The organism is Inquilinus sp. (genome assembly GCF_057815775.1).
On the sequence record NZ_JBYRFX010000312.1, the window covers coordinates 1 to 8,829 of the forward strand.

10 protein-coding genes are annotated in these 8,829 nt (G+C 69.2%); 3 read left to right on the forward strand and 7 right to left on the reverse strand.

The window, feature by feature from the left end; genetic code table 11:
• The coding region (locus AC3XYG_RS11020) for a hypothetical protein (protein ID WP_489139873.1) at positions 1-327 on the reverse strand (327 nt) is incomplete at its 3' end.
• A gap of 233 nt (positions 328-560) precedes the next feature.
• On the opposite strand from AC3XYG_RS11020, the gene AC3XYG_RS11025 reads away from it, so the two are divergent.
• Entirely contained in the window at positions 561-1,781 is a 1,221-nt protein-coding gene (locus AC3XYG_RS11025; protein WP_489139874.1) for a cytochrome P450, read from the forward strand.
• Between the two features lie 163 nt (positions 1,782-1,944).
• Here AC3XYG_RS11025 and AC3XYG_RS11030 read toward each other — a convergent pair whose 3' ends face one another.
• The 6 genes from AC3XYG_RS11030 to lgt form a co-directional block, all read right to left on the reverse strand.
• Positions 1,945-2,877, reverse strand: a complete 933-nt coding sequence (locus tag AC3XYG_RS11030; protein ID WP_489139875.1) for a ribose-phosphate pyrophosphokinase — start codon at positions 2,875-2,877, stop codon at positions 1,945-1,947.
• 188 nt (positions 2,878-3,065) lie between these two features.
• Entirely contained in the window at positions 3,066-3,830 is a 765-nt protein-coding gene (gene pgeF, locus AC3XYG_RS11035) for a peptidoglycan editing factor PgeF (RefSeq protein WP_489139876.1), read from the reverse strand.
• A gap of 56 nt (positions 3,831-3,886) precedes the next feature.
• Complete coding sequence (locus AC3XYG_RS11040) at positions 3,887-5,215, reverse strand: NAD(P)/FAD-dependent oxidoreductase (protein ID WP_489139877.1); 1,329 nt, start codon at positions 5,213-5,215, stop codon at positions 3,887-3,889.
• Between the two features lie 55 nt (positions 5,216-5,270).
• On the reverse strand, positions 5,271-5,798 hold the full coding sequence (locus tag AC3XYG_RS11045) for a GNAT family N-acetyltransferase (protein ID WP_489139878.1): 528 nt from the start codon (positions 5,796-5,798) through the stop codon (positions 5,271-5,273).
• A gap of 55 nt (positions 5,799-5,853) precedes the next feature.
• On the reverse strand, positions 5,854-6,936 hold the full coding sequence (locus AC3XYG_RS11050) for a class I SAM-dependent methyltransferase (RefSeq protein WP_489139879.1): 1,083 nt from the start codon (positions 6,934-6,936) through the stop codon (positions 5,854-5,856).
• Positions 6,933-7,754, reverse strand: coding sequence for a prolipoprotein diacylglyceryl transferase (gene lgt / locus AC3XYG_RS11055; protein WP_489139880.1), 822 nt, complete (start codon positions 7,752-7,754; stop codon positions 6,933-6,935). Before lgt ends, AC3XYG_RS11050 begins: the two co-directional genes overlap by 4 nt.
• A gap of 124 nt (positions 7,755-7,878) precedes the next feature.
• On the opposite strand from lgt, the gene AC3XYG_RS11060 reads away from it, so the two are divergent.
• Entirely contained in the window at positions 7,879-8,235 is a 357-nt protein-coding gene (locus AC3XYG_RS11060; protein ID WP_489139881.1) for an accessory factor UbiK family protein, read from the forward strand.
• A gap of 181 nt (positions 8,236-8,416) precedes the next feature.
• The coding region (locus AC3XYG_RS11065) for a type III secretion system chaperone family protein (protein WP_489139882.1) at positions 8,417-8,829 on the forward strand (413 nt) is incomplete at its 3' end.

Consider the following 8,829-nt stretch of genomic DNA (forward strand, 5'->3'; position numbering starts at 1 on the left):
GGATTGGTGGAAGATCTGCAGCGGCGTGTGGGTGTCGAAGGTCGGGACGATGCGGTCGATCGCGCCCAGGTTGCGGTGGATGAAGCCGGCGATCCGGCCTGTGTCCTCCACGGCGCCGCGGCCGGACCGGCCGCCGACATAGAGCGCGCCCTCGGGCAGGCAGAAATCGCGCTGCAGGTCGATCAGCAGCAGGGTGGTGCGTCGGCCCTCCGCCGGGTTCACCCGGCCGCGCCAGGACTCGGCCGTGGCACGCAGCACGGCGGGATCGGGCCGATACGACCAGTCACCCGCCCGCGCCGGATCGAAAAAGGGCGGAAGCTCCGTCATGGTCCCGCTCATGCCGTCCTCGCCCTGTTGCTGCGAGCCCAGACTAGGTGCGGCCCCTGCGGGGTGGAAGGGCCGCGTCGCGGACAGGTCTGGTATTACGGCTGTAACCTCGTCGAGGCTGGTCGGCGCCGCCGGTTTGTCGGACGATCCAGCGATTCCAACTCCGGCCCGGGTTGCTTTCTTGCGCGGAGGTGCAAGAGACCGGCTGCCGCTCGCGTCTCCGAGGGTCGCACATGCTCAACGCGCACCGTGAAAGCTCATCCCCGATCGTCACGCTCACGGTGGCGGAGCTGGAGGCCGATCCGCATGGCGTCCTGCGGCACCACCGGGCCCTGACGCCGTTCGTGGCGCATGAACGCGGCGGCTACATGGTTCTGCGCGCGGCCGATGTCGAACAGCTGTTCAAGGATCCGCGCACCCGGCAGATCGAGACGGAATACGCCAAGCTTCGGGGCATCACCGAGGGCGCGCTGTATGAGAATTTCGAGTTCAGCATGCTGTTCTCCAACGATGCCGCCCATCGCCGCCGCCGGGCGCCTTTCACCCGGACCTTCGCGGCCAAGCTGATCGCCGAGATGCGGCCGCAGATCCGGCGCATCGCCGAGGACCTGGTCGACGAATGGCATGCGGAGGGTGAGATCGACCTGGTCGGGCGCTATGCCGCCCTGATCCCGGCCCGGACGGTCTGCGGACTCCTGGGCCTGCCGCGCGAGGACATTCCCCGTTTCACCAGCCTGGTCTACAGCGTCTGCCGCATCCTGAGCCTGAATTTCTCGCCGGAAGACATCCCGGAGATGGAGCGGGCGGCCCGTGAGTTGCAGGTCTATGTCGGCGAGCTGCTGGAGGCCCGGCGGCGGACGCCGGCCGATGATTTCATCTCCAGCTACCTCGCCGACACCGACGAGAAGGGCGAGCTGTCGCCGATCGAGATCATCGTCCAGATGGTGATCCTGATCATGGGATCGACCGACACCACCCGCGTCGCCATGGCGTCGCAGGTGGCCGTGCTGCTGCAGCACCGCGACCAGTGGGAGGCGGTGTGTGCCGACCCGGGTCTGGTCCCGGGCGCGGTGACCGAAGCCCTGCGCTACGAGCCGAGCGTGGGATCGATCTCGCGCATCCCGCTGGAGGATATCGAGCTGGATGGACAGGTCCTGCCGGCCGGGAAATACGTGACGCTGTCGATCATGTCGGCGATGCGCGACGAGGCGGTGTATGCCCGGCCCGACACCTTCGACATCCGGCGCACCGACCATCGCCGGCTGCACCCGATCTTCGGCGGCGGCGCGCATCGCTGCATCGGCGAGGCGCTGGCGCGGACCGAGCTGGAGGAGGGGCTGGCGGTGCTGGCGGAGCGGATCCCGCAGCTGCGCCTCGCCGACGGCCCGCCGAAGATGAGCGGCCACAGCGGCATCCGCCGGATCAGCCCGGTGCGCGTGACCTGGCCGGTCTGACCGGGCCAACTGCTTCTTTTTGAGATCGTTTCGAAATACGCGGGCGTGAGTCGCCTGGCGGTGGCTTCGAGAACCGGCGCGCAGCGGACGTTGGGTCCGTGAACACCGGAAGCGCAGAAGCCGCCGTCAGATGGCCGCGCCAGTAGTATTTCGAAACGATCTCTTACTGGAAGAGGCTGGAGACCGACTTCTCTTCGGCGATGCGCAGGATCGCCTCGGCCATCAAGGGCGCGATGGTCAACTGGCGGACATTGTGGCTGGCAAGCACCGCGTCCGTCGCCTGGATGCTGTCCGTCGTCACCATCTCCTTGATCGGGGAGGCGCCGACGCGGGCCACGGCACCGCCGGACAGAACGCCATGGCTGATATAGGCGAAGACCTCCAACGCGCCGCGCTCCATCAGCGCGGTGGCGGCGTTGCACAGCGTGCCGGCGCTGTCGGCGATATCGTCGATCAGGATGCAGCGGCGGCCGTCGATGTCGCCGATGACGTTCATCACCTCCGACACGCCGGCCTTCTCACGCCGCTTGTCGATGATGGCGAGGTCGGCATCGAGGCGCTGGGCGATCTGCCGGGCGCGGACCACGCCGCCGACATCGGGCGAGACGATGACCAGGTTCTCGCTGGAGAAGCGGCTGCGGATGTCCTTCACGAACACCGGCGACGCCACCAGGTTGTCCAGCGGGATGTCGAAGAAGCCCTGGATCTGGCCGGCATGCAGGTCCAGCGTCAGCACCCGGTCGGCGCCGGCGCGGGTGATCAAATTGGCCACCAGCTTGGCCGAGATCGGCGTGCGCGGGCCGGTCTTCCGGTCCTGCCGGGCATAGCCGTAATACGGCATCACCGCGGTGATGCGCCGGGCCGAACCGCGACGCAGCGCATCGATGGTGACCAGCATCTCCATGAGATTGTCATTGGCGGGGAAGCTCGTCGGCTGGATGACGAACACGTCCTCGCCGCGGACGTTCTCGAGGATCTCGACGAAGACTTCCATATCCGCGAAGCGGCGGATCTGGGCCTTGGTCAGCGGGATTTGCAAGTAGGCAGCGATCGCCTCGCAGAGCGGGCGATTGCTGTTGCAGGCGATAATTTTCATCGGGGGCGGCTCGGTGTCAGGGCGGTGGGGCCGGGGCCGGATGCGGCTGCGTATAGACTGCGCGCCTCGGGGTGTAAACGGGCTTCACGCAACCCTGTCCCCGAATTGTCACATCATCATGAACACGCAGCCGCCGAGCAGCGCCACGATGATGAACAGCGCCAACGTGATCAGGTGCGGCATGGCCCTTAGCCCACCAGCAGGATGGCCGAGATCTGCCGGCCGTAATCCGCCTCTTTCCGCTGGGTGGTGCGGCGATAGCTGAAGAACAAATCCTCATGTCCCAGGGTGTCGAGGCCGGTGACCGCGACTTCGCGCAGGCCGGCGCGGCGCAGCCGCTGGGCGACATAGCCCGGCAGGTCGAAATGCGGCCGTGCGCCTTCGGCCGGCGTGCGGAAGAATCGGGCGCTGTCCGGATCCTCGGCCAGGAAGCGGTCGCGGAACTCCGGCCCGACCTCGTAACTGTCGGGGCCGATGCAGGGGCCGACCGCGGCGACGATCCGCTCCGGCGCCGCGCCCAGGGCCCGCATCGCAGCGATGGTGGCGTCGGTGACGCCGCCCAGCGCGCCCTTCCAGCCGGCATGGGCCGCGCCGATCACCCCGGCCTCGGCATCCGCGAACAGGATCGGTGCGCAATCCGCGGTCAGGATGCCCAGGGCAATTCCCGGCCGGTCGGTGACCATGGCATCGGCCCGCGGGGCCGTCTCCGGCGTCCAGGGGGCGGTCACGGTCACGACATCGGCGCTGTGCACCTGGTGCACGGTCAGCAGCGCTTCGGCCGGGCCCAGCTCGCGGCGGCAGCGGTCGCGATTCTCGGCCACCGCCTCGCGCCGGTCGCCCGAGCCGAAGCCGCAGTTGCGCGAGGTGAAGATGCCGTCGCTGACGCCGCCGGTGCGCGGGAAGAAGCGGTGGCTCAGGCCGGGCAGGGCGGACAGGCTGTCGACAGTGATCACGATCGGCTCCGGCAACGGCAGATGGGAACGGAATAGCACCGCGACTGCGGCCGGGGCTAGAACCCGGTCTCGACCCGGATCGGCGACCCGTCGCTGAAGCGGCTGAAGCGGAACGGCGTCGGGTCGACCACCGGCGGCGCGCCGGTCACCAGGTCGGCGGCCAGCCGTCCGGCGCCGGGGCCGATGCCGAAGCCATGGCCGGAGAAGCCGGTGGCGACGACCAGACCGGGCACCGCCTCGACTGGCGAGATCACCGGCACGGCGTCCGGCGTCGCGTCGATCAGCCCGCCCCAGCTCTGGGCGGTGGCGACGCCGCGGAACACCGGGAACGCCGCCTCCAGCCGTGCCATGGACGCCCGCAGCACCGACGCCACCGGCGTGGGGTCGAGGATCCGGACCTGTTCGTAGATCGAGACCTGGTCCGGTGCTGCCCGCTTGGGCATCCGCCATTCCGTCAGGAATCGGTCGGACACCCGCAGCCGCAGCGCACGCCATTCCGAGCGCAGCGCCGGGATGAAGTCGAAGAAATAGCGGAAGCTGTCCGGCACGATGTCGACGGTGTTGGTGCGGACATCGGCGACGGTATAGCCGCCGTCCAGCCGCTTGCGGATGGCGAAGCCGGAGGTGGCGGCCGTGGTCTCCGGCCCGCCTTCGACCGGGGCGGTGCGCAGCACCGAGCCCAGCACCTTCAACTGCGGCAGGCGCAGATCCATGCCCCGGCAGAACAGGCCGGACCAGGCGCCACCGGCCAGCACCACAGCGTCACAGGCGACGCGGCCCTTCTCGGTGACCACGCCGGAGACGCGGCCGGCGGTGGTCTCGACCATGCGCACCGCGCAGTTTGTCATGATGCCGGCGCCCAGCCGGCGGGCGGCGCGGGCGATCGCAGGCGCCGCCAGCTGGGGCTCGGCCCGGCCGTCGGTCTCGGTGTACATCGCGCCCTGGAAGCGTGTCGCCGCGCCGGGCATCAGGCGCGCCACCTCGTCGGACCCGACCAGTCGGGTGCTCAGCTCATGCGTCCGGGCATGCGCCATCCACTTTTCATGCTGCGCCATCTCCGCCTCGGTCGAACCGACATACAGGATGCCGGCCTGGCGGTAGCCGGTCTCTTCGCCGACCGTCGCGTTCATCTCGCGCCACAGCTTGAGGCTTTCGACCACCAGCGGGATCTCGCGCGAATCGCGGCCCATCACCCGGCACCAGCCCCAGTTGCGGCTGGACTGTTCGGCCGCGATCTCGCCCTTCTCGCACAGCAGCACCGAGATGCCGCGCTGGGCCAGGGTCAGGGCGGCGCTGGTGCCGATGATGCCGCCGCCGATGATGACGACATCGGCCCGGGCGGGCAAAGCGGGGTCCGACGGGATCGGTTCGATCGCTGGCCCCATGGCGGGTGGCTCTTTCTCGATGATGCGGGGAAACTGTGCGGGCGTGGGAGGCAGGTCAGGCCGGCGCCGCGATCTCGTAGGCGAGGTGGCGGCGCAGTGCGTGGCCGTCGGGCACCCTCGGGTGGTCGAACTCGCCGATCCGGCGCATGCCCAGCCGCTCCATCAGCCCCCAGGACGCGGTGTTCGCCGGCACCGTGAAGCTGACCACCCTGTCCAGGCCGAGCGGCCCGAAGGCATGGGCCAGTGACGCCTCGGCTGCCTCGCGCGCCAGCCCCTTGCCCTGCCAGGGCGTCGACAGCCGCCAGCCGATCTCGACCGCCGGGGTGAAGAACGATTCCCAGGGGATCTGCGCCAGGCCGCACAGGCCGATCAGGGTGCCGCCGGCCCGTTCTTCCACCGCCCAGAAGCCCCAGCCGTGCTGGGCGAAATGCGCATCGATCCGGTCGAGCATTGCATCCGACCCTTCGCGCGTCAGGGGCATCAGATGGCGCTGCACCGCCGGTTCGGCGTTGATCGCGGCGAAGGGCCCGCGGTCTTCCGGCCGCCAGGGTCGCAGGCGCAGGCGTGGGGTGATGAGGTCCATGCCGGTGACTATGGAATCCGAAGCGGGCGGCGTCGAGCCCCGAGGGGCCTTCAGGTCAGGCAAATCCGGCCGGGGCGCCGAGGTCGGGGGTGGTGAGGGCTAGCGCCTTGAACAGCGTGCCCATCTGCGCCGGGCCGGCCAGCCGGTCGATCGCGGTGTCGATCTCGCCGGCCCGGGCCGGCGCGGCCGCCTTCAACTGCGCCGCGCGGGGATGCAGGCCGAGGGCTTCGAGGAAGGCGCCCTGCGGCACCGGCCCATGGGCGGCGGCACCGGCCTGGGTGGCGGCAATCGCCAGCGCCTCGAAGTCGACATGGGCGGTCAGGTCGGCCTCCCCGGGCGTTTCCAGCACATCGACGAAGGCATGCCGGCGCATCGCCTGGAAGCTTTCGCCGGGCCCGCTGCGCGCCGGGCCGTAATCGACGATCAGCGCGGCGCCGCCCTGCTGCGCCAGGTGCTGGCCCAGCATCGCCGCATGCGACAGCCCGGCTGGGCAGGCCTCGGCGATCGACCCCGCGGCCGCGTCGCGCACCGCGGGCGGGATCAGCGCCAGACCGGGATCGGACCGCGCCGACAGCTCCCAGCGCAGCCGGCCGGCTTCATCGTCCCAGCCGATCAGTCTTTCATGCCAGCCACTGCTGCCGCGCTGCCATTGCCGGATCGGCAGGGCGTCGAAGAATTCGTTGGCGATCACCAGTGCCGGCCTGTCCGGCAGGTCGGCCAGCCGGTCATGCCAGGTCGGGTCGGCCGCCGCCAGCCGGGTTGCCTGGGCAGCGCGCAGGACGGGGCTGGTCTCGACCAGATGCAGCCGCAGCGCGGCGCGGAAGCCGGGTGCGGCGCGGCCGATGGCGCGCAGCGCATCCTGCATCAGCGTGCCACGGCCGGGGCCGAGCTCGACCAGCAGCACCGGGTCGGGCGCGCCCAGGCGCTGCCACAGATCGGCGCACCACAGCCCGATCAGCTCGCCGAAGACCTGGCTGATCTCCGGCGCCGTGGTGAAGTCGCCGGCCGCGCCCAGCGGGTCGCGCTTGATGTAATAGCCGTGGCGGGGATGACCCAGCGCCTCGGCCATGTACTGCGCCACCGTCAGCGGGCCGTCGACGGCGATGCGGCGGCGCAGCAGGTCGAGCAGCGGGGTCACGCCGCCGGGGCAGGGGGCGCGACCGGCGCCGTCATCGCCGGCCGGCGGGCGGCCCACAGCACGACCACGATGCCGTTCAGGATCATCGGCAGCGACAGCTCCTGGCCGCGGGTGAACCAGTCGGTGCCCATGAGGTAGCCCAGCTGGGCGTCGGGTTCGCGGACGAACTCGACCAGGAAGCGCGAGATGCCGTACCAGGTGATGAAGATGCCCAGGACGATGCCCGCCTTGGCCCGGATGCGCGGGCTGGCGGCCAGCGGCAGCAGCACCAGGAACAGCAGCAGGCCTTCCAGCCCGGCCTCGTACAACTGGCTGGGGTGCCGCGCCACCGGCCCGCCGGTGGGGAACACGAAGCCCCAGGGCAGGTCGGTCGGTCGGCCCCACAGCTCGCCATTTATGAAATTGGCGATGCGGCCGAAGACCAGGCCGATCGGCGCCGCCGCCGCCACCACGTCGCCCAGCAGCAGGGGCGAGAAGCCGCGGCGCCAGGCGAACAGGATGATCGCCGCGGTGACGCCCAGCATGCCGCCATGGAAGGACATGCCGCCTTTCCAGATCTCCAGGATCGTGCCCGGGGTCTGCAGATATTCGTCGAAATTGTAGAACAGGACATAGCCCAGCCGGCCGCCCAGGATGGTGCCGACCACGGCCCAGGTCAGGAAGTCGTCCAGCGCCAGCCGGTCCGGCGGCAGCGGCGTGCGGCGGGTCAGCCACAGGGCATAGCGCCAGCCCAGGATGAAGCCGGCAATGTAGGCGAGCGCATACCAGCGGATCGCGATGGGGCCGATCTGCAAGGCGACCGGATCGAACCAACCCATATCTGTTCCCATTCGCGGGTGGCAAAGGCGGTGCCGTTATAGGCGCGGCATCCCGGACGTTGCAACGCAAGCCACTGGCCGCCATATTCACAATGATGATTGCTGTTTATGGATACCATTTGCGATGCCCTTCGACACCAAGCTGATCGACGATCTGGTCCGCGTTGCGACCGGCGCCTTCGGTGCTGTCGCGGGCGTACGCGAGGAAGCCCGCACCCGTCTGCGCGAGCAGTTCGAGCATGTGCTGTCGCGCCTTGATGTCGTGACCCGCGAGGAGTTCGAGATCGTTCGCGCCCTCGCCCAGCGGGCGCGGGAGGAACAGGAACTGCTTGCCGTCCGCGTGGCGGCGCTGGAGGCTGCGGCCAAGCCCGCCGCCGCAAAGCCAGCCCGTGCTGCTGCCGCGAAACCGGCCAAGCCGGCCGCCCCGGAACCGGCCCCAGCGCCGAAGCGCCGCACGCCGCGGGCGAAAGCAACGAACTGAATTTCGTCACAAATCATCCACAACTTTTATCCTGGCCGCGGTGCATATGGGTTGCGCCCAACAAGCCCTTGTGCGACCGTTCTCTTGGGAAGGCTGTAATGGACGACACCACTAGACCTTGGGTATTGACCGACAGCGACGTCTATAGCTGCGCTTCGCGGCGTCACGGGAGCAGAGGATCATGACCACAGCGTCCGAGATCTTCGAAGAATCTGCCTTCACCCAGAACCCGCTCGACACGCTCGAGGAAATCGTCAGCGCCAATGATTGGAGCTTCGAGCGGGCGAGCAATGACGAGATGCTGGCCGAGGTCGCCGGCCGCTGGTGCAGCTACCGCCTGTTCTTCTTCTGGCAGGAAGAAATCAGCGCGATGCAGTTCTCCTGCCAGTTCGATTTGAAGGTGCCGGAGAAGAAGCGCCGCGACGTGGCGGAACTGCTCGGCATCATCAATGAGCGGATGTGGCTCGGCCATTTCGATGTCGACTCCGAGGAGCTGACGCCGATGTTCCGGCACACCACGCTGCTGCGCGGCGCCCAGGCGGCGAGCGTCGAGCAGCTGGAGGATCTGGTCGACATCGCGCTGACCGAATGCGA